The following is a 26225-nucleotide window of genomic DNA, read 5'->3' as shown; positions in this document are numbered from 1 at the left end:
TGCTCCTCTCTATCAACCTTATTTCACGAGTTCTACGATTTTTTGAGCACCATCTGCCATGGAATCTGCTGCTACAATTGCAAGACCGGACTCATTCAACATTTTTTTGCCAAGTTCTACATTCGTTCCTTCTAAGCGCACAACAAGCGGACGGTCCAATTCTACTTCCTTGGCCGCTTGAATGACACCATCTGCGATAACGTCACATTTCATAATTCCACCAAAAATATTGACGAAAATACCTTTTACATTTTCATCGGACAAAATAATTTTGAAAGCTTCTGTTACTTTTTCCGCAGTTGCGCCGCCCCCAACATCCAAGAAGTTCGCTGGGTCACCATTATAATGCTTAATAATGTCCATTGTTGCCATTGCAAGTCCAGCACCATTTACCATGCAGCCAATGTTTCCATCTAAAGCAATATAACTCAAATCATATTTAGAAGCTTCGATTTCTTTTGCATCCTCTTCATCTAAGTCACGAAGAGCTACGATATCTTTTTGACGATACAATGCATTGGAATCAAAGTTTAATTTTGCGTCTAATGCCATAACACGACCATCTGTCGTTGTAACCAAAGGATTAATCTCTGCTAAAGCACAATCCTTTTCTACAAACGCTTGATAGAGAGCAAGCATAAATTTCACAGCTTCGCGTACTTTATCTTTTGGGATATTGATCCGATTTGCTAAACGATTTGCTTGGAATGGCAATAAACCTACAGCTGGATCAACTACCTCTTTAAAGATTTTCTCAGGAGTTTTTTCTGCTACTTCTTCGATTTCCGTACCGCCCTCTTCTGAACCCATCATTACAACAGCATTCGAAGAACGATCGATTACGACACCGATATAATATTCTTTTTCGATTGGACAGCCTTCTTCAATTAACAGGCGTTTTACTTCTTTGCCCTCTGGACCAGTTTGATGTGTAACTAGTACTTTTCCTATTAATTCATTTGCAAACTCACGTACTTCATCTAAGCTTTTTGCTAATTTCACTCCACCAGCTTTTCCACGACCACCTGCATGGATTTGTGCTTTTACCACCCATAGGTTGCCACCTAAGGATTGCGCAGCTTGTACTGCTTCATCTGCATTAAAAGCGACATGTCCATTTGGTACTTGGACGCCAAATTTCTTTAGCACTTCTTTTCCTTGGTACTCATGTACGTTCATGCTCCATCCTCCAGTCCATAGATAAAAAGCCAAACAGGGTATATATGTATAAGGCAAATGAATTACTATTCACCGAGTTTTCCCTTGGCTCCCCTGCAAGTATAGCTCATCCTTATCCTGTTGCCAAGAGAAAAAGGACACCAGTATCAGGCGTCCTTACATTACAAGTTGTATGATGGTAGCGATAATAAATATACCAAAAAGCAATCCACCTGCTACCCCTGCGGATACCATAAAATCGATAAATTCATTTTCTTTATTTTCGTTTGGATCTTCCTGTGTATTCACTTGTGAACTCATTTCGCACCCTCCTTTCATACAACAGGCTTAGTATACCAAAAAAGATGATGTAAAAACATCTAATCTCAGTTGTTTGTGTATCATAAATATCTTAGAATAGACAGGCAAGAACAAATACCTTCTGTCAAAGTGGAGTAGAAATGAGCCTGATTAAGGGTCTCGAGGAGAAGCACCTTGCAGATCAGACTGTAAAGGAAATCCTCCAGCGCGTGCAAGATGTTTTCCCACCGAATATCGGCAACATGTTCGGAGATCTGGATAATCTGAATTCCATCAGTGAAATGGACATGTTTGTTGCCCATTTTGATCCCCCCGAGCAGGGAATCAAGGACGTGATGAAGCAGGCCAAGGAACTGTTCGCTCAGCTCAATCAGCGAATCACGGAGCTCCAGCAGCGGTAGAAGGCAGAAAACCTCCAAGTATAAAATGCTTGGAGGCCACTTTTTGTTTGCTTATCCCCTTTCTTTTCAATTCCACAATAATTTTTTATTTGTCCATTTACCATCAGTTCCCAAAAGATTTCTATTTAAATTTCTTTCAAGTCCACGCAAAGAGCTTTGCGATTATAAAAGATCTTATAAAAATTCCCATGTATCGTTATTTTAAATTTTGTAAATTTTATCAATATCGTTATGACCATTGTAATATTACCAAACTAGCATATAATCAAAGGTAATTCGATTTCCTGTTGGGAGACGTACTTTGTCTGCAAATGAAGCTATTTTCACTGCAATCTCTGGTTACTCGGCGGGTAACGGATCGGGGAGCGAGGTCGTGGTCACTGGCGGTCGTGCCCCTCTTCAGAAGGGACAGGATGTCGTGATCCAGCGTCGTGGTCAAGATGACACTCGCTACTCTGCTGACCAGATCAAGAGTTTCAAGCCGACTGAGACTTTCGGGATTCATGGTGCCCGAATCATTCTGCATCCTGAGACGAAGTCCGAAGCCTGACGAAATTCGTCTCTGCATTACCTTGCAGGACTCCCTACCATTTCATAGGATGCTGACCTCGGCAGTGCAGCGACAAGCGCCCGGAGCAACACATTTGTGTAACTCCGGGCGCCGCATTTTTGAAAGTGAATATTATTACATAAATAATAGTAAATGTACCGCTTTTTTGTTGAAAATGGAAAATAAAACCGCCTATAAACAAGAACGAATAGGCGGTTATCTATCTTAAAACTACATTGTTAACATTTGGGTGCCGGTCACAGACAGTTCTGCGACCGGCATTCCAGAACGAACACCCGAGTACGGGAGCTCAACTAGCGGAGTAGGAGCTCTACTCCACAACGGTCCCACGGAACGGGGTCTTCTGCACGACGGGAGTGCCGCCGATGACTCCGTCGCCGTGGTCGGCACGGTTCTTCGGGGTCCTCTCGCGCTGAACGGGAGTACCGCCGATGATGCCGTCGTGGTTCTGGGCACCGTACGTCGAAGAAGTCGTGGACTTCTCACGCTTGACGGGGGTACCACCGATGATGCCGTCGTGGTTCTGGGCACCGAAGCTCATGGATTCTCCTGGAGACGTGGTGGGAACATATTGTTCACACCGGTTATTAGTATTGTAGCAACACTACAAACCTTTTGACAAGCTAAACACATATATATGTAATTTTCAATTTATTATGCCTTGAGCACAAAATACTCATTTAATTGCAAAAATAAAATAAGAAAAACAAAAAAATAACAACAAATTCCAGTTATACATAAAATAAAAAATTATAACTTTAAAAAATCTATAGTCTCCATGCAAAAAAAGCCTTATAATATTATGGAGATTTCCAACTTTGCGGTTGGCATAAGGTCTAATAAGAGATTGAGGCCCTAATTTGAGTAGCAACGATGATATCCGCACGATAATGTCCGCAGAATTTTCCCAGCTGCAGGAGATTCCGCCGGACGATGCCCTCCAAAGTGCAGCCATTGTCGCTCTTGAAGAATTGCAGCGGCATGGGGTTTGGGAGTGGCCGAATCGTCGGTTGGTCGACCTTCCGCTGCATCTCAAAGTTCAATTTATCGTCGATGTGCTCACGCCTTTGCCGGATGAACAATTCCAAACGCTCATTCGAATCAACGGCCGGATCAACTGGGCAGTGGATACAATCACCAAGCGACTGCAAGTACTGCGAGTTGTGCACAACACTGATCCAACTTCTCCATCATTGTGGAGAAGGAACCGCCTCTCCGATAACTGACTCGGTCTGTTAGTCGGAGAAACAGGGCGCCTGAGCAAAAGTACTCATGTACAATGCTCAGGCGCCACGCATTTTGTATTCACTTTTCACTACTAACTATTGGAAAAAAACAAATATTCACATATACTAAAAGAAGCTCAATCGCACAAGCAAGCACATTTAGAAAGGAGCTGCACATGTTGCAGCACGTTGTCGACGCCCTCCAGGAATTCCTGAGCCGCCAACCACGCGATCAAAAGCTGACGGACGATGCCACGTTCGTCAATGCACTCACGCGTGTGTGTGCAACGGTTGGTGTCCCTTCTCTGCCGCAGTCTGTCGAGCAGCTCTCCATCCTGCTCCAGGCGATCGGCCAGCAGGGCGATCCGTTCGGAAACCTGCAAGGAGCCGTACACGCGATGCTGGATGTACTCCAGTCGCAGCGTATGTGGCAGGCAGCAGCGCCTACTAATGCTCTCTCCGATGAGCAGAGCAAGCGAATCCGTGACGCCCTAGGCGGCATCTGATTCCCGCACCCGAGTTATGCACAAATCCAGTGCACGACTCGGGTGCCGCACTTTGAAAGGAGTTTTCTCCGTTGAACATCAAATTTGCCACCACGCATCAATATGTATTTTCCTATCATCAAATCATGCATGCTCTTATCGTTTGGGACAAAGAAACACGAAAAGATATCTATTTGGCAGAAACAGAAACACCCGATACACTCACCCTGCGGTATCCAGGAGAGACATATCGGGAACGGCTATTAGATGAATTGGAGCCATATTTTTTTCAAGTCTTACTCACAGAAAATGATACGGAAATCCCTGTTATTCTCGGTGCTTGTTTTGAATTTCACGAAAGACAGGTTGGTATGTACTATGAACAGTCAGATACGAAAAAGGTGTACTTCTTTTTCTTACAAGATGATCAGCTACTGGATATACCAGAAAAGCAATATAGTGAAGTGATGGAACATTTCCGTCAACAGCACCCGGATATGTTATAAACTAGGTGTACTATTTTCTTCCTGCTGCATAATATTAGCCAGAACAATAGCAGTTTCTGTTGCCAAAACAAGTGATGGATTATTTTTCTTTTTCCGCAAATCCAATGCTTCTTCAAAACGTAGAATCGCGTTTTCATATTCTCCTAACTCCAACAAGCATTTCCCCATATGCTGCAGAGCATAATCCCTATAATTTTCTAAATCTTTATAGCTGCTAATTGCGAGAGCTTGTTCAAAACAGGCAAGGGCAGCTTCATGTCTTTCATCGTACTTAAAGGCTTCTCCCAATCGAATCAATGCACGCAATTCCCCTTGTAAATCTTCTTCTTGCTTTGTCAAATCCAGCGCTTTTTCTAAATACTGCACTGCTTTTGGCGTTTGATATAGTACACGATAGCCGTTCCCCAAATAACTATATAAATAAATCAACACTTGCGGATCAACTTTTGGTTCCTGTAACACTTGTCTTAAATATGTATTCGCTTCTTCCAATACAGCCTTAAGCTCACCTTCATCTACAGGCTGTTCCCGTAGAAATTGCGAAGGATTGTATTGCATATAATTTGTTAAATTCGGCAGCTTTTCTTTTAATTTGGATAATTTCATTTCCCAGACTCCTTCCAATTTTATTATAACATAACGAACGGTAGGGGTAGTGGGATGAAAGCGAGCATCAGATGAAGATACTTTTTTTGTCCTTTCGTAAGTCTGACTATTTTTTAAATACACTTGACAAACAAAGAACATACGATCTATACTATTCGCAAAATTCCGATAGGGAGGTGATTCCATGCATAAAGCATTTTCCTACCGTCTTCGACCTACCAAAACACAAGCAATACTGATCCATAAATCCATCGGCTGTAGCCGTTTTGTATTCAATCATTTTCTTGGTGAATGGAACAAAGTGTATCAATCAACCGGAAAAGGGCTGACCTATGGATGGCAACTGTTCCCGTGTTCTAACGGAGAAAAAGCGGGAGTTCGTGTGGTTGAAAGAAGTTGATTCTACTTCCCTACAAAACACTCTCAAACATCTTGCCGATGCCTTCCAGCGCTATTTCCGAAAACAAAACGATGCCCCGCGATTCAAGAGCAGGAAAAACCGAGTGCAAGCGTATACGATTCAATGTAACTATCCCAAAAATAGCAGACCAACCATCGAAATCAAAGGAAACAAAATCAAACTACCAAAACTAGGATGGGTGAAATTTGTCTCATCAAGAGAAATAAGTGGTCGTATTATGTCTGCTATGATCCGTCGTACATGGGCGGGCAAATACAAAATATCCATCCTTTGCGAGGGATGCTACTTGCGATCGGTTCCCGCGAAAAAAAGAGCAATTGGCATCGATTTGGGTCTGAAAGACTTTGCCATTTTCGATGATGGAACGAAAAAGAATGCGAACCGTTTTTTTCGTCAGTATGAACAAAAACTAGCTAAAGCGCAACAAACGATGGCACGAAGAAAAAAAGACGGATCCAACTGGCACAAAGCCCGCGTCCAAGTTGCTCGCATCCATGAAAAAATTACCGCCGCCCGCCATGATTTTTTACATAAACTATCGACGAAACTGGTAAACGAAAACCAAGTCATCAGTATCGAAACTTTGCAGGTAAAAACATGGTGAAAAATCATAAGCTGGCGAAGTCGATCACCGATGCTTCGTGGTCGGAGTTTGTTACGATGTTAGAATACAAAGCGAAAGAATACGGAAGGAAATTAGTGAGAGTAGGAAAATCCTTTCCATCCAGCCAGCTTTGTTCGAGTTGTCGCTATATAAACAAAGAAGTGAAGCAACTCCATCTTCGAGAATGGACATGCCCAGAATGTGGCGTTCCCCATGATCGAGACATCAATGCAGCCAAAAACATATTGAAAGAAGGAAGAAGATTACTTGCCGTGGGGCTCACGGTCTAAGCTTGATAAACTTCCTTGGATTACCGAGGATTACCCAAGAATCTCACGGCTTTAGCCGTGCGGAGTTGTCAAACCATGAAATCAGGTGACCTTCCTTACTTTTACAGTTTCGCATAACAAGAATGTTAAAGCGATCCGAACAAAACTTATGAACATAATGAAATAGCAAGAAACTGCATAATAAAAAATATTTGGAGTCCCGTCTGCTCTAAAAATAATGTTTTTCTATATAACAATTAGGGGAATCTATTTCAAAAAGGAGTAGTAGCTATGTCTTCTCTGTTTTTATCCCATGGTTCCCCACTCATTGCTTTACGAAATGATCCCTATACGCAATTTTTACAAAAAATCGGACAACAATTACACAGACCAAAAGCAATTGTTCTTTTTACTGCACATTGGGAAAGAGAACAACTTACCTTATCGTCTCATAATCATACATACGAGACAATCTACGATTTTGGTGGTTTCCCAGAAGAAATGTATCAAATAACATATCCTGCAAAAGGGAGTACAAAAACAGCTGAGCTAACAAGACAACTTTTAACCGACAAAGGCATAGAAGTTTCCTTTGATGAGCAAAGAGGATTGGACCACGGCGCATGGACATTGCTCAAGCACCTTTACCCTGATGCGTCTATTCCGATTGTACAAGCATCGGTTAATCCCCTTCTACCTGCCGAACAACAATTAAAAATCGGTGAAGCACTTCAAAACTTAGCAGAACAAGACATATTGGTTATCGGTAGTGGTTCTACGGTTCATAATTTACGGCTGCTTCAATGGGATCAAGAAAAACCAGAAGAATGGGCACTGCAATTTGATCAGTGGTTGATCAATCAGGTTGCTACGCAAAATAAAGAGGCACTCGTGCAGTATCAAACACTCGCGCCTCATGCGAATAAAGCTGTTCCACGTGCAGAGCACTTTGTACCATTTCTCATCACAGCTGGTACATGCACCGAACAAGCAGCTGTTTTATTTCAAGGTTATGAAATGGGAAACCTAAGCTATCTATGTTTTGGCTTCGATCTCTAGTTTCTAGGCTTTTTTCTTTGCTTTTACAAGTAATTGATAGGTTCGGGATCAAATTGGATTCCGAACCTTTTTTCTAAATGAAAATTTCCCATAAAAATAATTTGGCGTTACCATCAACACCTAACACCTTTGTAGTTACCGATTCGACTTCAAACAAAAAATCTGGAAATAAGGTACTTACTGTTTTCACCGTAAAGAATCACGAATGTTTCCTCAAGTCTTTGCTCCTTTAAGTAAGCGCCAATTTCATCATTTGAATTAATATCCACAACAATTAATTCATAATTTCAGGCGTATGCTCACGAATACTAATTTCAACTTAATTTCAAGTTAAGATCACAATTCGGCCATGCTCCCCCTACTTTCCTTCTATGCTTCAACCGTTTCAAAATATAGGAATAAATGCAAAAAAGAAATGATTATGTTAATGTTATTGCCACCCCAAACAGAAGACTTTTCCATTAAAATAAAAATAGTTCCGAATATTAATACAGGAGGTGGGGTTTATTTGAAACGATTATTTCCTTTATTGCTTATCTTCGCTTTAATTGCAGGTGTTTTATCTTTTGCACCAGCCACTTTTGCAGAAACATCAGGAAAAGAATACAAATTGCATGAATACGAGAAAAAAGTATTTGAATTAGTAAATGAAGAAAGAAAAAAACACGACCTAAAACCTTTAAAGCTCAGTATGAAAGTGAGTCAACTAGCTCGGGAAAAATCAGAAGATATGCGTGACAAAGATTATTTTGATCACCATTCTCCAACGTATGGAGACCCTTGTGACCACATGAAAGAACAAGGAGTAAAATACGGTTATTGCGGCGAAAACATTGCTGCTGCATATAAAACACCGGAAGAAGTAATGAAGGGCTGGATGAACAGCAAAGGCCATCGGGAAAACATCCTTAGCAAAAACTACACCCATATTGGCATTGGTTATGCTGAAGGCGGCGGACAATATGGAACATACTGGACACAACAGTTTTATTCAGAGCAGTGAAGCGTTTCACTGCTCTTTGTCTATTAAGATTTATTCTATGTAGAAATAACTGTTTTTCATAAAGGAAGAATCAAAAAAATAGCAAATTAATGTGTAAAGATACTAACTTATCCTACTGCGACTAAAGTCTTAGACAAAAATAATTCTTTGGATCGTTTTACATCCTTCCGATCTAACCTAAACTTAAATCAACAACAACGAAGGAGGGGATCATCGTGAAGAAGTTTGTAGGCATTAGCTTGCTTATTATTGGCTCCATTGTTCTTCTAGTGCATTTTGGACATATTTTTCTTTTGGCGCTACTGGGAGGGCTACTGTTTTATGGAGCAAAAAAATGGAAAAACGCACATACCAAACAAGATCGAAACATCGCATATGCAGCTTTTGGACTAGCTGCTCTGTGCTGTCTGTTTAATGCTCCATTCTTATTTATGCTTCTAATTGGCTGTGCATTACTTTATTTTGGTTGGAAATTAATCGACTCCAAACCAGCTCCTTCCGCTTCTTTTCGAAGTGCATCATTTTCAAAAAGTACATTCGACAACAGCTTTGATGCTGAATGGAAAGAGTTTGTTGAAAAAAACAAAACGAACTAATTTACATCTAGGGGGAGATAAGAAATGGGACGCTTTCGTCAATTTTTCAAAACAACTTACCGACAAGTAGTAAATGAGATAGAAAATCCAGAGTCTATGCTAAAACAGTATCTGAAAGATTTGGAGAAAGAAATTTTGGATGTAAAAGATGTCATCAGCAAACAGATTGGATACTTAAATAATTTTAAAAGACAACATGAAGAAGCAAAACTACTTATCGTGAAAAGAGATAAACAATCGCAAATTGCCGAAAAAGCCGGTGAAGAAAAGCTGGCAAATAAAGCACTTGCCGAAAAAGCTCATTATGAACAAAAATCAGAAGAATATGCAAGTTATATAGAAGAAACAGAAACAGGAGTTAATGAGCTAAAAGATAAACTTTATACACTCGAAAGAGAATACTTAAATTTAGTAGATAAGAAAAACAGCCTCATCGCTCGAGTAAGCAGAGCAAAAGCACAGCACAGTATAGATCAAACATTGCAGTCACTAAAATCAGAGGAAATGTTAAACGATTTTCAACGCATTAACGAGGAAATCAACTATTTGAATGGTCAAAGAGAGCTAACGAAAAAAACAGAGATCGATGAACTAGATGAAATTGATCTACAAATAAACAAATTAAAAGTTAGTGAAGAAACAAAATAAAGAACAGAGAAATTATCTCTGTTCTTTATTTTTTATTATGATGGAAGATCATCCACCATAGTCGATAGAGAATATATAGACCAAGATACGATCCGGTAATTAGGAAAAATGGATTTAAAAACAAACCATGGATTCTAGTCATAAATACAGTTTGATCGTGGATAATTGTATAGATGCCACTTGCTGCAATACTACCAAACACAATAAAACATAGCATCGCAGCTAAGGAGAACCAAAAAGCCGCATTTTTCCATATCCAATGCACCAAGATCATCAATAGCGGAACGAATATAATTCCAATTAATAGAAAAATTTCCAATGTCATCACCAGTAATATTTTTTACTGTTCCATAAGCAACCATACACCAGTGAGGTACATAAAATTATTTATTATCTAAATCGACTTGATCCGCAGGAATCCATTTGGTTTTCTTCTTCCATTTATAGATAAAAAACAATAACAAGAACAATGGAATACTAATATATGATACCAAAACACCATTCCAATCAATATGTCCTCCTGTAAATGCTTGTATGTTTTGTCCCAAAATAATAACAAAACATAATATCCCTGCAAATAAAGGCCCGAAAGGGTATAACTTTGCTCGATAAGGCAGTTCTTTTAAATCTTTCCCTTGAGCAATCCAAGCTTTACGGAAGCGGTAGTGGCTGATCGCAATACCTAACCAAGCGAGGAAACCAGATAAACCAGAAGCATTTAAAAGCCATAAGTATACTGTTCCATCACCAAAAAATGAAGATAGAAATGTAAGTGCACCTACAAAAATCGTAATAACTAATGCAAAGACAGGAACTCCTCGTCTATTTACAATTCCGAGTCTTCTTGGTGCTTGTTTTTCTTTGGATAAATTCCATAACATCCTTGTACATGCATAAATTCCTGAATTACCAGCAGAAAGAACAGCTGTTAAAACAATAAAGTTAACTAATGAGGCTGCGCCTGATAATCCAGCTTGTGTAAAGACAATGGTGAAAGGACTCATGGCAATATGCGTCTCATCCCCTGCTAATAAACTAGGATCGTTTGAAGGGATCAAAAGGCCAATCACTAATAGAGATAAAATATAAAAGAGTAAAATACGCCAAAAAATTTGTTTTACTGCTTTTGGTAATGACCTGGATGGATCTTTACTTTCTCCTGCTGTTACCCCTACCAATTCAGTTCCTTGAAAAGAGAATCCAGCTACTATCAATAATTGAAAAAGTGTAAAGAAACCACCATGAAAAGCACCATGACCAGAGGTGAGATTAGAGAAACCTGAAGCTGAATTGCCTATCACACCAAATACCATCAGAAGCCCAACAATGATAAAAATGATAATACCTACTACCTTGATTAAAGCAAACCAAAATTCGGATTCTCCAAATCCTCTCACAGAAATCAGGTTAAAAATCACAAATACAAATAAAAATAAAAGACTCCAAACATAAGAAGGGGTTTTTGGAAACCAAAATTTCATCAAAAGTGATCCTGCTGACAACTCGACTGCGATAGTAATCGCCCAGTTATACCAATAATTCCAACCTAGTGCAAAACCTAGTGCTGGATCTACAAAACGGGAAGCATAAGTGGAAAAAGATCCTGTAACAGGCATATAACTTGCCATTTCTCCCAAACTAGTCATCAAGAAAAATACCATCACACCAATGACAGCATATGCCAAAATTGCGCTTCCAGTTCCAGCTTCATGAATAGCACTTCCACTTGCTAAAAATAATCCTGTTCCAATAGAACCACCAATTGCCAACATTGAAATGTGTCTAGACGATAATTGTCGCTGTAAGTTATTTTCTTCCAAGCTGGCTTACCTCCAGTATTTGATTTAAAAATACCGCTTTTATAGCGGTATAAAAATAATATATCATATCACACTCCAAATCTCGATTATTTGCTTAAAATAATTATGTTAACATCAAGAAAATACAGAATGCAGATATATATATGAATTTAAGTTTTAAATTTTACCTTTTCTTCAGCGTAGAAATATCATTTGCATCAATGATAAAGCATATTTCTTTTTATTTGACCAAGTGTGGGGTCATCAGCAATCGGCCTTCCTGAAGCCGGGACAGCTCTCTCTCTTCCCCAAGCGCGAATTGCTTGAATTTGTTCTGGGCTCGTCTGGGATAAAGGCACGACATTTTGAAAACTCCTTCGAAATAAATCGACCGTGATTGAGCTGTCTCCTTTTAGAAATGCTTCCTTTACCACATCCCGAACAGCAGATTCAATATCAGCACCAGCAAACCCTTCGGATAAACGAACAAGTTCCTCTAACAATCGATCATCCAGACTTCGTTTTAAACCACGATGAATATAAATATTGATGATATCTTTCCTCTCTTCTGGAGTTGGTAAATCTACAAAGAATAACTCATCAAATCGTCCACGACGTAATAGTTCTGGAGGTAATTTGGATACATCATTTGCAGTAGCAACGACAAACACTCGGGATCTCGCTTCTTGTAACCAGAACAAAAATTGACCGACTAATCGATTCGTAACCCCGGAACTATCTTGTGTTCCTGCTAATCCTTTTTCTATCTCGTCAATCCACAATACACAAGGTGCTACATGATCAGCAGTACTCAAAGCAGCTTTTAATCTGCCTTCGGACTGCCCAACATATTGCCCGTAAATGGTAGACAAATCCAATCGGTACAACGGCAGATTCCAACTCGCAGATATTGCTTTTGCTGATAACGATTTCCCACAACCAGGAACCCCTACAAGCAAAACACCACGAGGAGGACGAATGCCTCTTTCTCTCAAATCTGCGGTAAGCAACGGCCGCTCGTGATCCAGCCATTTTCGTAGTCCCTCTAAACCGCCTACCGTTAAATCCTGGTCTTTGATATAAATTCTCTCCAAACCAGATATATCAGAGAAAACGCTATCTTTCACTTGTGAAAGCTCAATCAAATCTTCTTTTTCTATTTTTCCTTTTGCTAATAAAGTAGCAATCACATTTTCTGCTTCAATTTGACTGATACCTGCTAATATTGCTGCTGCTTCTTTTTCTTCTTTATCCGTCCAATTGATAGGCATTTGACCACGATACGGGCTGATCTGTTCTTGTATAATCTGGAGCATCTCATCTTCATTTGGGACATCTAATGTCACAGACATGCCAAGTCGTGCTAAGGAATTCCATACTGGATTGGATGTGATGACAATAACAGATCCGCCTGTTTCTGCTGCAAGCATGGCAACATCGTAAAAATACCGAGCAGTAGGAGTATCATCTTCCAAATCCGAAACTTCCGTAAGGACATAGGTTAGATTTTGCCGCTGGGAAAACTGACTGCTAATAAAATCAACTGCCCCCATAATTGAGCGATCTTCGCTCACTGTACGCTGCTGAACTAAGTCTCTCATTCCTTGTGATAAGGTGTGTACATAAGTAGGAATGTTTATTTTTTGTGCTAAGTTACGAATCACCTCTAACACGCGGGATCGCTCTGAACTTCGAATCGATATAAATGGAATACGCGCTTTTAAATACCGTTCCAATATATTTGTGAAAGAATTTAGATCGCTCATCAGAATATAATTCTCCTCTTTGTTTTCCCCATTGGAATTGGGGCATCATCTGCAATGGGGTTTTCTTGCACCAATATCGGTGTATGCTGTACGACTCGAACCAATCTACCATTTGGATCTTTCTTCACTTCTTGCAAAATTTGATCTTGGATATTTTGAGCGCTTTTCTCTATCTCTTCTGTAAATGTTTCTCGTATTTCTTCTGGAAACACAGGTAATTTTACGAATAGGAGAAGATACCTTATTTGTCGGCGGATCGCCAAAATGGCTTGAACAACTGCATATTCTTCCCCTTTTGCGCGTTGTAAATCTTTACTGAACAGATCTACCGCTTTTTGTAATCGCTCAGAAATAGCACTCATCAATCGCTCAGCAAAACGTTGGGCAATTCCAGGTGTCCAAGGAACGGTTCCTTTTGCTGTAACTTCTAATAATTCTTCATCTCGTTGACCTTCGCTCAATTGTTCGAAACAAGTTACCCACTCCGCATAACTAGAAGGCGCTTTTAACGGCTCGCTCATTTCTTCCCTCCTCTATTAATGAGTTTGAACGGAGGAAGCAAATCCCATTTTGGAAATCGAGAATAAGCATCTTCCTGTGATTCTGGCTTTGATTCTTTTGTTTCATTCGAAGTAAATACAGAAGCTTTGCTATCATCATTGGCAGCAGGAGCATCTTTGAAAACACTCATGGACTCTTCTTCTTTAAAAGGATTATCGCTCATTACAAAAACCTCCTTTATCGAACAATTACACGTGCTTTATCATAATTCCGTTGTAACATTTCATTTACATATAGTGGTCTTAATAACTCTGGTAATCGGCTGGCTTTCTCATCTGCTTTATCAAATTCATGCCGGTAATCTACAACATCTGCCATAGTCGCTGAAATTTCTGTCTGTACATACTGGTCAACTTCTTTTAACTGATCATGAAAAGGCTTCTCTCGCAGCCATTTATAACCGACTGCTGCTGCTAGTAAACCAATAGATCCAAAAAGCGGAGATGCATAAATCACTCCTACTCCTAAAACTGCTGCTAAAATTACTTTTATCTTTTTAAGTTTGATATACTCTCCAGAAAATCGAACCTTCCACATTTCTTTGATCCGCTCTTTGTTCGATTTTTTCAATGCTTCTTGAATCGATTTTTTACATTCTTCCATATTTGAGCCATCTCTTGTTTCGAAACTCCAGTCAGCCATCAAGTCTACTTCATGAATTTTCCGAGGAGTAATGAGCTGTATATCAACAGGGACTTGTTTGCGTATCGAAGTGGCTAGATCACTATGCGTTTCGATAATGACATCCTTGAGAACAGCAAGCGCAAATCGCTGTGTAAGCGGGGAAACTTGAAGCGTTTCTGGATACATTGCCATATTTCGCAATAATTCCAAGTAATTTTGCTCAGGAGCAAATAACTCTTTTTCTCCTTCCATTTTTTTATCTGCTTGCTCTTTGTCGCCGTCTACTTCAATCATAATCTGCATTTTTCTTTCTTCTTGGCGTAAACTTAATTCTTCATCTTCATACTGAAAGACCAATTTATCTAAAAGGTTGTCAATTGCTTTTTCTACTTGTGGCGAAGGATGTATGGATCGGTTAAGAACATTTTTCATATAATCTCCAATGAAATCATGGTATTGAACAATTTGTGCAGAGTAACCAATCTCACCCCAAGATAATGTATTCTCCACTAAATAAGGATATTTTTCATCCATCAACGGATATTCCACTCGTTGAAACAATGCATCACGCCATTTTTCACGTTCCTCTTTTTTTAATTCAACATTGGAGGCGAGTTCTTCACTCCATTTTTTGCTATGATCTAAAAAGTCAGAAGTGATGGATAATGGGAAAACACCATTGGTGATCCCATCTAGCACCATGATCATGTCCCGATCAACTTTCATTGGGTTCATTTCACGAAAATACTGTTCAAACCACTGCCTGCAAGCAACTTGCCGATTGTATCTTCTACTGACAAGTGCAAAAAACAAAGATGTCTTCTTTGGATTTCGACGCATTGCTTCTTCTAAAGCTCGTTCTGCTAATTCCCGTTGATCATTTAACCATCCTGTAAGGGCAACGAGTGCGGGAGCAAGCCAATACTTTGGCGTTGTGATCATCATTTCTTCGGTAACACTCTTGACAATACTTGAACGGACAAGTGATAAATCGATCGCTTGTAAAATACCTGTAGCCGTACGCCTCACTTGGTCATAATGACCATATTTTTGTTCTAACTCTTGCCTTACTCTCACCAGCTTTATTTCTGCTAATTGCAATTCATCTTGTGCCATCAGCCTGTTCACTCCTTTACAACAGAAACCTCTCCATTTAACGATACTGCTCGTAAACAATCTGGATATACTTCTATAAATGCGTAATGTTTATGAAGTGCAAGACTTCTCGCTTGATGAAACACAGCAGGCAAAACATCCGTTTGTTTCAAATGTTGCATAATTTTCTGGTTTCGATCAAGCAAGTGCACATCATAATCTCCTTTTAAATAACACTTTGCTATAATGCCTATCAATTGGTCTGCTGACGAAATATCTGAAAATTCCTGTTCTATACTCTGCAAAATAGAATCTATATTTATTTTTGTATTTGTATCTAATTTTCCAATCGCTTCCATGTATGAACTCTTTCGTTCTCTTCTTAGGCGTTCTTGTAATTCCAATGCAGAAGTAATAGGACGACTGACCAAGTGATCCGTTTGTTCTCGCTCTTTTAACCCTGGAATAATTGGTCTTCGCAACCCTCTTCGCCCCTTTCCCCAAAATAACTTTCCTTCATTATATTGCAAAAAGCACATACAAAAAAGAACAGGTTTTTCGTTTCATTTTTAATACTTTGTTTTCTTTACCAGTGAGTACTGTAAATATGTGATATATTCGATAAAATAGGATATTCAGTCTCTATGTTAGAAAGGTTTTGCCATGCGGGTTACTGCGCTCAACTCTCCAACTTTCCCCAGATGGACGGTCACACTGCTAGAACCAGTGGACGATAAGGATATCAAGCACCCTCCATACAGAGAAGGTATATAAGGGGTATGCATAGAAGCGATACTTATATTATTAAAGATGCACTCTATATTTACTTTACTAAAAAAATTTGTCTTTATTGTAAGAAACGCCGTCAATGAGGAAAGTAAAGAACTAGGAATTGTCTAGATGAATTGTGGATTTATTATGACAAGAATGGTCAGACTTATGGGGCTACTTATTCTTAAACCGTTTGGAGATTTGTTGAAGTATTGTACATATAAAATATGGTCAGTAACATATAGCATCAAATACGATACAACAAGACCGACTGATTATTCAGTCGGTCAACTAATTTAAAATATAAAAAGTAGATCTTATTCTTTACCTTCGATTTATTCGAAAATCCGCTTGAATAGCTGGCAGCAAAGATTCTTCCGTTATGATGCGTATTCCTGTCAAAGCTAACGCTTTACTGGAACGAATTAATGCTTCATCTCCTTGGGGTGATTTTGCAGCTTCTCGAAATTCAACCGTATGCGGAACGAGATCAGCTGAGCCAATCTTGATATACCCGTGAACCGTAGGCACAACATGACTGACATTCCCTGCATCTGTGGAACCTAAACCAGAAACATCATCTACGATTACTTCTCCTAGCTTTTCTAATTCTTCTATGAGAATGGCATCAAAGGTTGGGTTTAAGATGAGTTCATCAATTTCATTTTGTAAAGGTTTGATCTCTACGCGACTTCCAGTAGCCAGTGCAGCGCCTTCTGCGATGGCTTTTACTTTTTTAGTCACTTCGTCCAATGTTTTGCGTTTTGCTGCCCGCAAATAAAATCTCGCTTCTGCGTATTCTGGAACAATATTCGGTGCATCCCCGCCATGAGTGATTACACCATGCATGCGAACATCATCTGGAACATGCTGCCGTAATGCATTGATCCCATTGTAAAGTTGGATTACTGCGTCCAAAGCATTAATTCCCTTATCAGGGGCAGCAGCAGCATGAGCAGCTTTACCATAGAAGGAGAAAATAAGCGGATCCAGTGCAAGAGATGGTGTTGTTTTCGCAGTTTCACTATTTGGATGCAGCATAGCGCAAACATCAATACCAGTAAAACGATTATCTTTGACAAAACTAGCTTTGGCACTTCCATTTGGCCCTCCTTCTTCTGCTGGCGTGCCAAACACTACCACTTCCCCGCCTATTTCTTCAATGACTTCTCCTAACGCTATTCCAGCTGCTACACTTGCTGTGCCAATGATGTTATGTCCACAAGCATGTCCCAAACCTGGCAAAGCATCATATTCCGCTAGATATCCAATTACGGGACCGGATATGTTGCTTTTTTTCCGAGCGATAAACCCAGTTGGGTGCCCAGCTACATCTGTTTCGACTATAAATCCATATTCTTCTAATAATCGTATATGAATACCACTTGCATAATACTCTTCATTGCCAATCTCCGGATGTTCATGAATATCATGGCTGATCTGTATTAATCGTTCTCGATTCTCTTCTATAAATTGAGCCACTTTTTCACGAACTGATATTGTTTTGGTTGTCATTGGATTCACTCACCTTTTAAAGATTTTCGATTTCGGAGACAGGAACCACGGTAGGAATTACACCGCCGTTATAAACTTTTTTAATATATGCTGCAACTTCAGGAGATTGATAGATTTTCACTAGCTTCTGCAAATTGGCATTATTTTTATTTTTTGTTTGCGTTGCGATAATATTGATATAAGGTTTTGCTGTTTTATCCTCTTTAAAAATCGGATCTGTCACTGGGCTTAATCCAGCACTTACAGCTATGCCATTATTGATTACTGCTGCAGCAGCATCATCCATCGAACGTGGTGTTTGCGGAGCAGCAACGGTAACGATTTTTAAGTTTTTCGGATTGGAAGCAATTGCCTCTGTCAAACCTTTGCCGTTAAAACCATCTTTTAATTTTAGCAAACCTGCTTTTTCCAAAAGCAGCAATGCTCGACCACCATTGCTTGCTTCATTTGGAATGGTTATCGTTGCACCATCTGGGATTTGACTAATATCTTTATACTTTTTGGAGTAAACACCCATGGGAGCAAGCACAGTTGTACCAATGGCACTTAAATCAAGTTTTCTTTGTTTTTTAAATTCATTAAAGTAAGAAACTGTTTGAAAAGCATTTGCATCTAAACTGCCATCTGCCAGAGATAGATTAGGCTGCACATAATCATTAAAAGTAACAACTTGAATCGTTAAACCTTGTTTTTGTGCTTGTTGTTTAATAAACTCCCAAACTTTTGTATCAGAACTGCTTATTCCTACTTTTATTGTCTGATTATCTTTACTTGAGCAGCCTGCCACCAATCCTACAAGTAGCAGTAGTGCTATAACAATAGATGATATTTTTTTCATATTATTTTCTCCTCACTAATCGGGCTAAATAATTTCCTAAAGTTTGTACAAGTTGAACAATGATAATTAATAAGATCACCGTAATAATCACAACACGCACTTCAAACTGGTTATAGCCGTATGTAATCGCAAGATCTCCTAATCCACCTCCGCCAACTGCACCTGCCATTGCACTGGCACCAATCAATCCAATCGTAGCAATCGTCGCCGCTAAAAATAGAGAGCTCAGGGATTCCGGCAAAAGAAATCGCCAAATGATTTGCCAAGGAGTAGCACCCATCGCTTGGGCTGCCTCCACCACTCCGTTATCTACTTCTAATAAAGAATTTTCTACTAAACGTGCAAAATAAGGGGCTGCATAAAAAATAAGAGGAACAATCGCTGCCGCAGTGCCTATTGATGAACCGGTTACCAAACGAGTAAAAGGAATAATGGCAACCAATAAAATAATAAATGGGACTGACCGAAATATATTGATGATGGTATTTAATATCGTAAACACAACTTTATTTTCCAAAATATGGTCCGATCTTGTCACTACGAGTACAACGCCTAATGGAAAACCTAGAAGTATGGAAAATACAAGCGATACAAAAACCATAATAAGCGTTGCCAAAATGCCATCTACTAACTGCGGCCAAAAAACAGCCCAATCAAACACCATCTCCTTTCACCTCCCTTACAAATACTTTTCTATCTTTTAAATAACGAATAACTTCTTCCACTTTTTTTTCATCACTTTCAATACTGATTAACAAATCTCCAAAAGGCCTACTTTGCAATTCGGTTATATTTCCTTGCAAAATGTTGATATTGGTCTGGAATTTTCTGATTGTTTCTGCAATCAAAGGCTCTGTTGCATTACTCCCGGTAAATGTAATGCGATAAATCTTTACTTGTTCTTTTAATAAACTTCGAATACTTATTGGAAGTTGTTGTTGAAAAATTGTACTCACAAACCGTTTTGCTGTATCTGATTTTGGATTGGTAAATACATCGTAGACAAAACCTTGCTCTACAATCCTCCCCTGATCCAAAACCGCAACCCGATCACAAAGTTTGCGAACAACATCCATTTCATGTGTGATTAATAAAATGGTAATTCCATAGTTTTTATTCACCCTACGTAATAGATCAAGTACGGACTTAGTTGTATCAGGATCAAGGGCAGATGTTGCTTCGTCACACAATAAAATATGAGGATCAGTTGCTAAAGCTCTAGCAATCCCAACTCGTTGTTTTTGTCCGCCTGAAAGCTGTCCGGGATAATAATCTACCCGATCCGCAAGACCAACAAAATCAAGCAATTCGAGTACTCTATTCTCTACCTCTCCTTTTTTCTTTCCAGTTAAATAGAGTGGTAAAGCCACATTGTGAAACACCGTCTTTGTTTCTAACAAATGAAACTGCTGAAATATCATTCCTATTTTTCTACGTGTTTCTCGGAGTTGATTTGCTGACAAAGTAGATAAAGAGATACCATCAACCTTGACTTCTCCTGAAGTTGGTTTCTCCAAGAAATTAACTGAACGGAGCAAAGAGCTTTTCCCAGCTCCACTTACACCGACAACACCAAAAATTTCTCCTTTTTGCACATGAAGAGATACTTCCTTTAAAGCATCTACGGCAGGTGAACCAGGATAGCGTTTGCTGATATCTACTAATTCAATCAATCTTCTTCCTCCTCTCACAAAAAGTTTAAACGAAAAACAAAAAACGCCTCTTTCTAAAAATAGAAAGAGGCGTTTTAAATGTTTATCCGTTCATTTAAGTAACTCTTCCCATCTTCCAAGCATTCCGCTTGCTGGAATTAGCACAGTATCAAATGATCTGTTGCTGAGATATCAAAGGGCCAGTCCCTCCATCTCTCTCGATAAGAAGTGATATTTAATTTTTTTCATTTTATATTTAAATACAAAGTATGTCAATCTGTTTTTAGGAATCACTGTAATTAAAAAGAAAATTATACAGTTAGATATACTGCCAACACAATACAGTTAATTGAGCTTAGGAAAAACAATCAATTAATGAAGGGATAGAACCAATTTAGATATTGATATTGAATTAAATGATTTTTTAGAAATCAACTTTTTGAGACTCTCCACGACTAAAGTCGTGGGATTCTTAGGTAGTTCTGCTACATGCGTCCATTTCTGTTTTGTGCAACTCCTAAGTTTGGGGCTGTCTCATCAGCCCATCCCATGCAGTTAGAAGTGTACCCACATGGGCGGAACGCCTGTTACCAGCGCTCTAGTTCTTTTCCTGCCTCTAATGGTTTTACTCGGTGGGAGACGTATCCATTTGCCACCGAAACCCTATACCACTACATTTTCAAAGAACAAACCTACTACCAGTAGGATGATCACCGATCATGTGTTCTAATATACAAAGATTTGTTGTTCTTGCAACCCCTTTTTTTGGGGTTTCGAACAACGCTGCTTTTCATCCCACGATTGAAACCGTGGATTTTCTCGCTCGAAATACGAACAAAAACACTTGATTGAAATCATATCAACTGTCGTAACCGTGTTCAACTTGACAAAAAGGAAAGACTTTGCTCTAATATGAATGAATATATTAATATTCATTCATGTCTCTAAAAAACAAGATTCGAAATTATGGAGGAAGGAAAGAACGATATGAAAAAGTTTGTCACCCACCCGCTAGGATTTAGTGCAACCATTTTGATCGTTACGTTACTTTGGGCGAGTCCAGCTCCTCTTATCAAACTCAGCTATAAATGGCTATCCATCCAGACACATGACTATAGTACAGAACTTGTCTTTGCTGGTTATCGCTTCCTCTTATCTGCGCTTATTCTGTACGTTTTTATTCGACTCATCAGCAAAAAACGTGTCTTCCAGCGCTCTGCATTTCGCTCTTTGAGCAAAGTCGGATTTGTACAAAACTTTTTGCAATATATTTTCTTCTATGTAGGAGTAAGCATCTCCTCAAGTATGACTACGGTTATACTTACAGGAACTTCAACCTTGTTTCAAATTTTGATAGCACACTTTATTGATACAAATGATCGGTTGAATTTACGCAAAGCATTGGGCATCAGCATCGGATTTTTAGGGATCGTCGTTGTGAGTCTGCATTCGATTTCCATGGAGATAGGATTTGGACTGGGAGAAATTTTACTGCTCCTCTCTAATTTAGCAGCTGCTTCAGGAAATCTATTAGCACGGCACGAATCTGCTAGATTTGAAATTGATATCATCACCTTTTATCAATTGTTTGTCGGTTCCTTATGCCTTATCAGTGTAGGTATTTGGAAAGCTGGTTTTTTACCTTTTCATTTTGATATTCAATCAGGACTTACGTTTGTCTACTTATCATTGGTAGCATTGATCGGAACATTTTTTTGGAATATTTTACTTCGCTATCATCCAGTGAGCAAAGCATCTGTCTTTCTTTTTTTGATCCCGATATTTGGTGTGTTTTATTCTTCCATCCTCCTGTCTGAAAAATTGAGTATCTTGACTTTTGGTGGACTGGTTCTCGTTTGCCTTGGTATCATGGTGGTGAATAAGAGAACAAAAAATAAAGAACAAGTGATATCGGGAATTACTTCATAATCCCTTTGTTCCACATTACTCGGAATCAGTTATGATGTTTAATATTTCATAGATGACGAGAAAAGTATCACCGAATGATTTGGTGTTTCATTCAAAAATAAGGGTTTAAATTAACCCCTATGTAGAATTGACAAAAAGGGAAGTCTCTGCTTTAATATGAATGAATTAAATAATATTCATTCGAAAGAGGGGGGTTTATTGAAGGATAAAAAAGCGGATATTTTCCGATGTGGAAAAGAGTTATTCTTGACAAAAGGGTTTAAAGATACGAACATTTCCGACATCGCTAAAAATGCTGGTATCGGAGTTGGTACGTTCTATAACTACTATCCATCAAAAGAAAAACTGTTCGTAGAAATCTACACAAAAGAAAACGAGCAACTGAAAAAGGCGATCATGGAATCTCTTGATCTGAATCAAGATCCTGTTTCCATTGTAAAAGAAATAGTAGAACAAAACATACATGCCATCCATTCAAATCCAATACTGAAAGAATGGTATAACCCGGATTTTTTTCACAAATTGGAAAAAATCTACCATAAAGAAAGTGCAGAGAGTAATGATTCCTTGCCTAATATGTATAAGGAATTATTTAAGAAATGGAAAATGGAGGGCCGAATAAGAGAAGATATAGATGATGAACTGCTTCTTGCTTTTTTCGATTCATTAGTCTATATCGATACACATAAGGAAGAAATCGGGATTCAACATTTTCCGCAAATTATTCTGTATTTAGCAGAATTTATCATAAGGGGTTTAACTAATTTCCAAAAATAGTGTATGATCACCCCTGTTTTTTTGATTTTGAGTGAATGAATATTTTATAATTCATTCATTATCGAATCTTAACTTATCAGTAAGTTGTTGTTCCACAGTTTATAGAAATTTGAATGAGGTGAATAGTATGGAATCGATCACAAACTCTCCATCTAAGAGATCGGCTATCCTTGCAATGTATGCTGGTCTTGTGCTTACCATTATAACCATGATCATCTTGTATGTTGACCATTTCACTGTCCACGTACTAGCAAACCACATCAAGGACAGCTACCCTTCATACAGTCAATCGCGCATTGACTCAGCAGTTATGATCTATCTTATCTATTTGTCCATCATTGGAGTGCTGGGCATCCTCAGTTGGCTTAATGTGATTTGGGGCTCCAGAGAAGACAAACGATGGACCCGATGGGCGGCAACTGGGATGTTCATACTCAGTACGATCATCGCTCTATTCAATCTACTTGTAAAAGACACTTCCGGAGACACTGGCCTGCCGCCGTTGTTAGGCTTGGTTGGATTGCTACCGTGCCTAGCAGGACTTCTGGTCGTCATTCTGCTATGGAAAACTCCGAAAGCATGAGTTCCATACTTTCGATAAATGCTTAAGACAAGTGAGTACCAAATGGGTTTTGATGAAAAAAGCAAAGAGACAAAAAACTTTTGGAGTAGGGGATTTATGAAAAATAAGCACAGGATTGATATATTTGAAGATTATGTAGAAATAGGAATGAGAGAGTCAAACTTACCTTGTATAGCAATTGGACTTGCAAAAGATGGTTAGGTTTTCTATGAAAAAGGTTTTGGTTTTCGTGATGAGGAAAACTCTCCTCGCATGATCCGATTGCCTGAGGATTCTCCTATTAATTATTATGAAAGTGGAAAAACAGTTTTTACAATATATGGGTAATTATCAATCTGAGACTATGAATTTATCTCTATCGATATAAACGGAAATCAACTGCAAGCACAAGTTCTTACTTCTCCAATAATGTTAAACCTATTTCAAAAAGATATATTTCTATTGAAAGGAACGATGGATTATGTATACTTTGACAGAAATGCAAATAATGAGATCATCTCCATGTATTATAAAGGACTTAAGTTCTTGAAAACTTAATCTAATATACGCCAGAAGAGAGGAATCATCGAGAAATTCTATCGTAATATACAAAATATTTTTATATCACATATATTTAGCGAATTCAAAAAGCCCCACCATATTCACTAGGAAAAGTAAAGGAGATATTTTTTATGAGAAACGAATCACTGATCGTACAAACCACTCTTGGTGCGCTTCAAGGTATTCGGAGGAAAGGTGTAATTCAGTTTCGTGGTGTTCCTTATGCTGATGCACCTGAAGGGGAATTTCGCTTTTCGCCTACACGCCCTGTATCTGCTTGGACGGGAATTCGAGATGCAAATATACATGGCAATATTGCACCCCAACCTCCTTCTCCAATACGCAATGTAGTCGGAGATTCTCCTGAACTGCCACAAGGAGAAGACTGCTTATCCCTCACGATTTCCACGCCTGCCATTGATGTGGAAAAACGTCCTGTTGCCGTTTGGATACATGGCGGACATTATATGACTGGCGCTGGGTCGCTAGACTGGTACGACGGAGCAGAACTTTCTAACGATGGAAACATCGTTACCGTGGGAGTTAATTATCGACTGGGTGCTTTTGGATTTTTGCATTATCCTGGGGTTAGCGATGGGAAAATGTGGTTTTATGACATTCTTACCGCTCTGAGATGGGTGCAAGATCATATTGCGTGCTTTGGTGGTGATCCTGAACGGATCACTGTTATGGGACAATCAGCAGGAGCAAATGCAATTATGTGCCTACTGGCAATGCCAGAAGCTCATGGTCTTTTCCAAAGAGCTATATTACAAAGTGCGTCCGTAGGTCTTCCTCCTAGATCGGAAGCAGAAGCATTTGAATATGGCAAGCGGTTTCTGGATATTTTGAATGTTGATCAGAGTGATCCAAAAGTAATCATCACTCAATTGAATGCCATATCGTCTACTCAAATCATACAAGCATCGGAAAAATTGGCTCAGGAAATTACGCGTTTTGGTGAAGTTGCTCTCCCTTTTATGCCAGTATTCGATTCTCTTTCTACTACTGATCGTTTTATTGAGAAGACTGCACAAGGTGCGGCTAAAGCAGGTGTTGATCTCATTATTGGTACCACTACTGAAGAGGGTAATACTCTTTTTCGAAACATGAAAGACCCTGATCCAGCTTTGGTGCATGAGCGTTTTATTGCTTTAACTGGGAAAAAAGATGCACTCGAGCAATACCGCCAACGAAGACCCGGCAGCACAAATATCGATCTGCTATCTGACTTGATGACTGACTATACTTTTCTGTTTCCTTCTCTTAGGTTAGCGGAAGCAGTTCATAAAGCTGGCTGTCGTGCTTGGGTTTATCAGTTTGATTGGGCACCACCTGGATCTCCCCTTAAAGCCTGCCATTGTCTAGAAGTGCCATTTGTTTTCGGAAATCTCGAAGCATGTAGTGATGCGCCGATGTTGCAAGGGGCTGATTCAGAGGTTGTTGCTGATTTATCAGCTGCTATTAGTAGTGCTTGGATAGGGTTTATACGAACTGGCAATCCTGGTGTTTCCATCCCATGGCCGTCTTATGAGCCAAATCAGAGAAAAACCATGCGATATGCTTCTGTTATTGGCACTGTAGGTGACTTAGCTGAGATAAATCGCTTCTGAAAAATAGAATAATTAAGTGCATTGATTTACAAGAAACGTCATGCTTTGTAGGTCAATTGAGTGAAGTTAGATGTTAATTAGTATAAGGCAGATGCCATTAAATCAAACATTATATATGGAACCTAAAACAACGAGTCCCATTGATAATTCTCCTCCTTTGCAAGAGAACGATTAGGATTCATCATGAATAGAGCAAATAAACCAACTGCTTAACATACTAGTAGTTGGTTTATTTGTATGGAAACTCTGTTTCGATGCACAAATTTTCTTTTTTAGATACTATGATTT

The 26225-nt window shown here is 39.1% G+C and carries 28 protein-coding genes, 2 pseudogenes and 1 riboswitch; of the genes and pseudogenes, 15 read left to right on the top strand and 15 right to left on the bottom strand.

The features are described from left to right. Window positions 1-18: 18 nt before the first annotated feature. Window positions 19-1179: an ADP-forming succinate--CoA ligase subunit beta gene (gene sucC, locus AC5WOC_RS00500; RefSeq protein WP_496053453.1), complete on the bottom strand. Its 1161-nt coding sequence runs from the start codon at window positions 1177-1179 to the stop codon at window positions 19-21. 156 nt (window positions 1180-1335) lie between these two features. After that, complete coding sequence (locus AC5WOC_RS00495) at window positions 1336-1479, bottom strand: hypothetical protein (RefSeq protein ID WP_496053452.1); 144 nt, start codon at window positions 1477-1479, stop codon at window positions 1336-1338. A gap of 140 nt (window positions 1480-1619) precedes the next feature. Between AC5WOC_RS00495 and AC5WOC_RS00490 the strand changes: the two genes are divergently transcribed. Continuing rightward, window positions 1620-1880 (top strand): hypothetical protein, encoded by a 261-nt coding sequence (locus tag AC5WOC_RS00490; protein WP_496053451.1) that lies wholly within the window; start codon window positions 1620-1622, stop codon window positions 1878-1880. Window positions 1881-2181: 301 nt separating this feature from the next. Further along, complete coding sequence (locus AC5WOC_RS00485) at window positions 2182-2430, top strand: hypothetical protein (protein ID WP_496053450.1); 249 nt, start codon at window positions 2182-2184, stop codon at window positions 2428-2430. A gap of 331 nt (window positions 2431-2761) precedes the next feature. On the opposite strand, the gene AC5WOC_RS00480 is transcribed toward AC5WOC_RS00485, so the two are convergent. After that, a complete protein-coding gene (locus AC5WOC_RS00480; protein ID WP_496053449.1) occupies window positions 2762-2992 on the bottom strand; it encodes a hypothetical protein in 231 nt (76 codons plus the stop codon). 469 nt (window positions 2993-3461) lie between these two features. On the opposite strand from AC5WOC_RS00480, the gene AC5WOC_RS00475 reads away from it, so the two are divergent. The 3 genes from AC5WOC_RS00475 to AC5WOC_RS00465 all read left to right on the top strand — a co-directional run bounded on the left by AC5WOC_RS00475 (window position 3462) and on the right by AC5WOC_RS00465 (window position 4668). After that, complete coding sequence (locus tag AC5WOC_RS00475) at window positions 3462-3677, top strand: hypothetical protein (protein ID WP_496053448.1); 216 nt, start codon at window positions 3462-3464, stop codon at window positions 3675-3677. A gap of 176 nt (window positions 3678-3853) precedes the next feature. Further along, window positions 3854-4183, top strand: coding sequence for a hypothetical protein (locus AC5WOC_RS00470; RefSeq protein WP_496053447.1), 330 nt, complete (start codon window positions 3854-3856; stop codon window positions 4181-4183). A gap of 71 nt (window positions 4184-4254) precedes the next feature. Further along, on the top strand, window positions 4255-4668 hold the full coding sequence (locus AC5WOC_RS00465; RefSeq protein ID WP_496053446.1) for a hypothetical protein: 414 nt from the start codon (window positions 4255-4257) through the stop codon (window positions 4666-4668). On the opposite strand, the gene AC5WOC_RS00460 is transcribed toward AC5WOC_RS00465, so the two are convergent. Beyond that, complete coding sequence (locus tag AC5WOC_RS00460; protein ID WP_496053445.1) at window positions 4663-5274, bottom strand: tetratricopeptide repeat protein; 612 nt, start codon at window positions 5272-5274, stop codon at window positions 4663-4665. The genes AC5WOC_RS00465 and AC5WOC_RS00460 overlap by 6 nt on opposite strands. Window positions 5275-5458: 184 nt before the next feature. On the opposite strand from AC5WOC_RS00460, the pseudogene tnpB reads away from it, so the two are divergent. From tnpB to AC5WOC_RS00435, 5 genes and pseudogenes are all read left to right on the top strand, one after another. Further along, a pseudogene (gene tnpB, locus AC5WOC_RS00455) lies at window positions 5459-6589 on the top strand (IS200/IS605 family element RNA-guided endonuclease TnpB). A 270-nt stretch (window positions 6590-6859) separates the two neighbouring features. Continuing rightward, on the top strand, window positions 6860-7627 hold the full coding sequence (locus AC5WOC_RS00450) for a DODA-type extradiol aromatic ring-opening family dioxygenase (RefSeq protein WP_496053444.1): 768 nt from the start codon (window positions 6860-6862) through the stop codon (window positions 7625-7627). Window positions 7628-8243: 616 nt separating this feature from the next. Next, window positions 8244-8630 (top strand): annotated as a pseudogene (locus AC5WOC_RS00445) (CAP domain-containing protein); the annotation flags it as partial. 215 nt (window positions 8631-8845) lie between these two features. Next, window positions 8846-9226 carry a hypothetical protein gene (locus AC5WOC_RS00440; protein ID WP_496053443.1) on the top strand — a complete coding sequence of 127 codons (381 nt, stop codon included), beginning with the start codon at window positions 8846-8848 and terminating at the stop codon, window positions 9224-9226. 24 nt (window positions 9227-9250) lie between these two features. Beyond that, on the top strand, window positions 9251-9874 hold the full coding sequence (locus AC5WOC_RS00435; RefSeq protein WP_496053442.1) for a PspA/IM30 family protein: 624 nt from the start codon (window positions 9251-9253) through the stop codon (window positions 9872-9874). Window positions 9875-9899: 25 nt separating this feature from the next. On the opposite strand, the gene AC5WOC_RS00430 is transcribed toward AC5WOC_RS00435, so the two are convergent. The 11 genes from AC5WOC_RS00430 to AC5WOC_RS00380 all read right to left on the bottom strand — a co-directional run bounded on the left by AC5WOC_RS00430 (window position 9900) and on the right by AC5WOC_RS00380 (window position 20516). After that, window positions 9900-10193 (bottom strand): transposase, encoded by a 294-nt coding sequence (locus AC5WOC_RS00430; RefSeq protein ID WP_496053441.1) that lies wholly within the window; start codon window positions 10191-10193, stop codon window positions 9900-9902. A 64-nt stretch (window positions 10194-10257) separates the two neighbouring features. After that, window positions 10258-11694 carry an amino acid permease gene (locus AC5WOC_RS00425; RefSeq protein WP_496053440.1) on the bottom strand — a complete coding sequence of 479 codons (1437 nt, stop codon included), beginning with the start codon at window positions 11692-11694 and terminating at the stop codon, window positions 10258-10260. A gap of 197 nt (window positions 11695-11891) precedes the next feature. After that, window positions 11892-13439: an AAA family ATPase gene (locus tag AC5WOC_RS00420; protein WP_496053439.1), complete on the bottom strand. Its 1548-nt coding sequence runs from the start codon at window positions 13437-13439 to the stop codon at window positions 11892-11894. After that, window positions 13439-13960, bottom strand: coding sequence for a hypothetical protein (locus AC5WOC_RS00415; RefSeq protein WP_496053438.1), 522 nt, complete (start codon window positions 13958-13960; stop codon window positions 13439-13441). The genes AC5WOC_RS00420 and AC5WOC_RS00415 overlap by 1 nt, the downstream gene beginning before the upstream one ends. After that, complete coding sequence (locus AC5WOC_RS00410; protein ID WP_496053437.1) at window positions 13957-14163, bottom strand: hypothetical protein; 207 nt, start codon at window positions 14161-14163, stop codon at window positions 13957-13959. Before AC5WOC_RS00410 ends, AC5WOC_RS00415 begins: the two co-directional genes overlap by 4 nt. Before the next feature lie 14 nt (window positions 14164-14177). Beyond that, window positions 14178-15740 carry a hypothetical protein gene (locus AC5WOC_RS00405; protein WP_496053436.1) on the bottom strand — a complete coding sequence of 521 codons (1563 nt, stop codon included), beginning with the start codon at window positions 15738-15740 and terminating at the stop codon, window positions 14178-14180. An 8-nt stretch (window positions 15741-15748) separates the two neighbouring features. Further along, window positions 15749-16201, bottom strand: a complete 453-nt coding sequence (locus AC5WOC_RS00400) for a hypothetical protein (RefSeq protein ID WP_496053435.1) — start codon at window positions 16199-16201, stop codon at window positions 15749-15751. 613 nt (window positions 16202-16814) lie between these two features. After that, window positions 16815-18005 carry a M20 family metallopeptidase gene (locus AC5WOC_RS00395; protein WP_496053434.1) on the bottom strand — a complete coding sequence of 397 codons (1191 nt, stop codon included), beginning with the start codon at window positions 18003-18005 and terminating at the stop codon, window positions 16815-16817. A gap of 16 nt (window positions 18006-18021) precedes the next feature. After that, window positions 18022-18843: a MetQ/NlpA family ABC transporter substrate-binding protein gene (locus AC5WOC_RS00390; protein WP_496053433.1), complete on the bottom strand. Its 822-nt coding sequence runs from the start codon at window positions 18841-18843 to the stop codon at window positions 18022-18024. A 1-nt stretch (window position 18844) separates the two neighbouring features. Beyond that, window positions 18845-19507 carry a methionine ABC transporter permease gene (locus AC5WOC_RS00385; RefSeq protein ID WP_496053432.1) on the bottom strand — a complete coding sequence of 221 codons (663 nt, stop codon included), beginning with the start codon at window positions 19505-19507 and terminating at the stop codon, window positions 18845-18847. Next, a complete protein-coding gene (locus AC5WOC_RS00380; RefSeq protein WP_496053431.1) occupies window positions 19497-20516 on the bottom strand; it encodes a methionine ABC transporter ATP-binding protein in 1020 nt (339 codons plus the stop codon). The genes AC5WOC_RS00385 and AC5WOC_RS00380 overlap by 11 nt, the downstream gene beginning before the upstream one ends. Window positions 20517-20621: 105 nt before the next feature. Continuing rightward, a riboswitch (SAM riboswitch) is annotated at window positions 20622-20723 on the bottom strand. Between the two features lie 759 nt (window positions 20724-21482). On the opposite strand from AC5WOC_RS00380, the gene AC5WOC_RS00375 reads away from it, so the two are divergent. The 5 genes from AC5WOC_RS00375 to AC5WOC_RS00355 all read left to right on the top strand — a co-directional run bounded on the left by AC5WOC_RS00375 (window position 21483) and on the right by AC5WOC_RS00355 (window position 25937). Beyond that, entirely contained in the window at window positions 21483-22424 is a 942-nt protein-coding gene (locus AC5WOC_RS00375) for a DMT family transporter (RefSeq protein WP_496053430.1), read from the top strand. A gap of 198 nt (window positions 22425-22622) precedes the next feature. Beyond that, window positions 22623-23201, top strand: coding sequence for a TetR/AcrR family transcriptional regulator (locus tag AC5WOC_RS00370; protein WP_496053429.1), 579 nt, complete (start codon window positions 22623-22625; stop codon window positions 23199-23201). A 127-nt stretch (window positions 23202-23328) separates the two neighbouring features. After that, a complete protein-coding gene (locus AC5WOC_RS00365) occupies window positions 23329-23784 on the top strand; it encodes a hypothetical protein (protein WP_496053428.1) in 456 nt (151 codons plus the stop codon). 42 nt (window positions 23785-23826) lie between these two features. Then, on the top strand, window positions 23827-23985 hold the full coding sequence (locus tag AC5WOC_RS00360; protein WP_496053427.1) for a hypothetical protein: 159 nt from the start codon (window positions 23827-23829) through the stop codon (window positions 23983-23985). A 470-nt stretch (window positions 23986-24455) separates the two neighbouring features. Beyond that, window positions 24456-25937 (top strand): carboxylesterase/lipase family protein, encoded by a 1482-nt coding sequence (locus AC5WOC_RS00355; RefSeq protein WP_496053426.1) that lies wholly within the window; start codon window positions 24456-24458, stop codon window positions 25935-25937. The last annotated feature ends 288 nt before the right edge of the window (window positions 25938-26225 follow it).

The sequence above is a fragment of the Shimazuella sp. NTD247 genome, assembly GCF_059510415.1.
The sequence above is the reverse complement of the archived record's forward strand: the minus strand, read 5'-3'. Positions and strand labels throughout refer to the sequence as shown.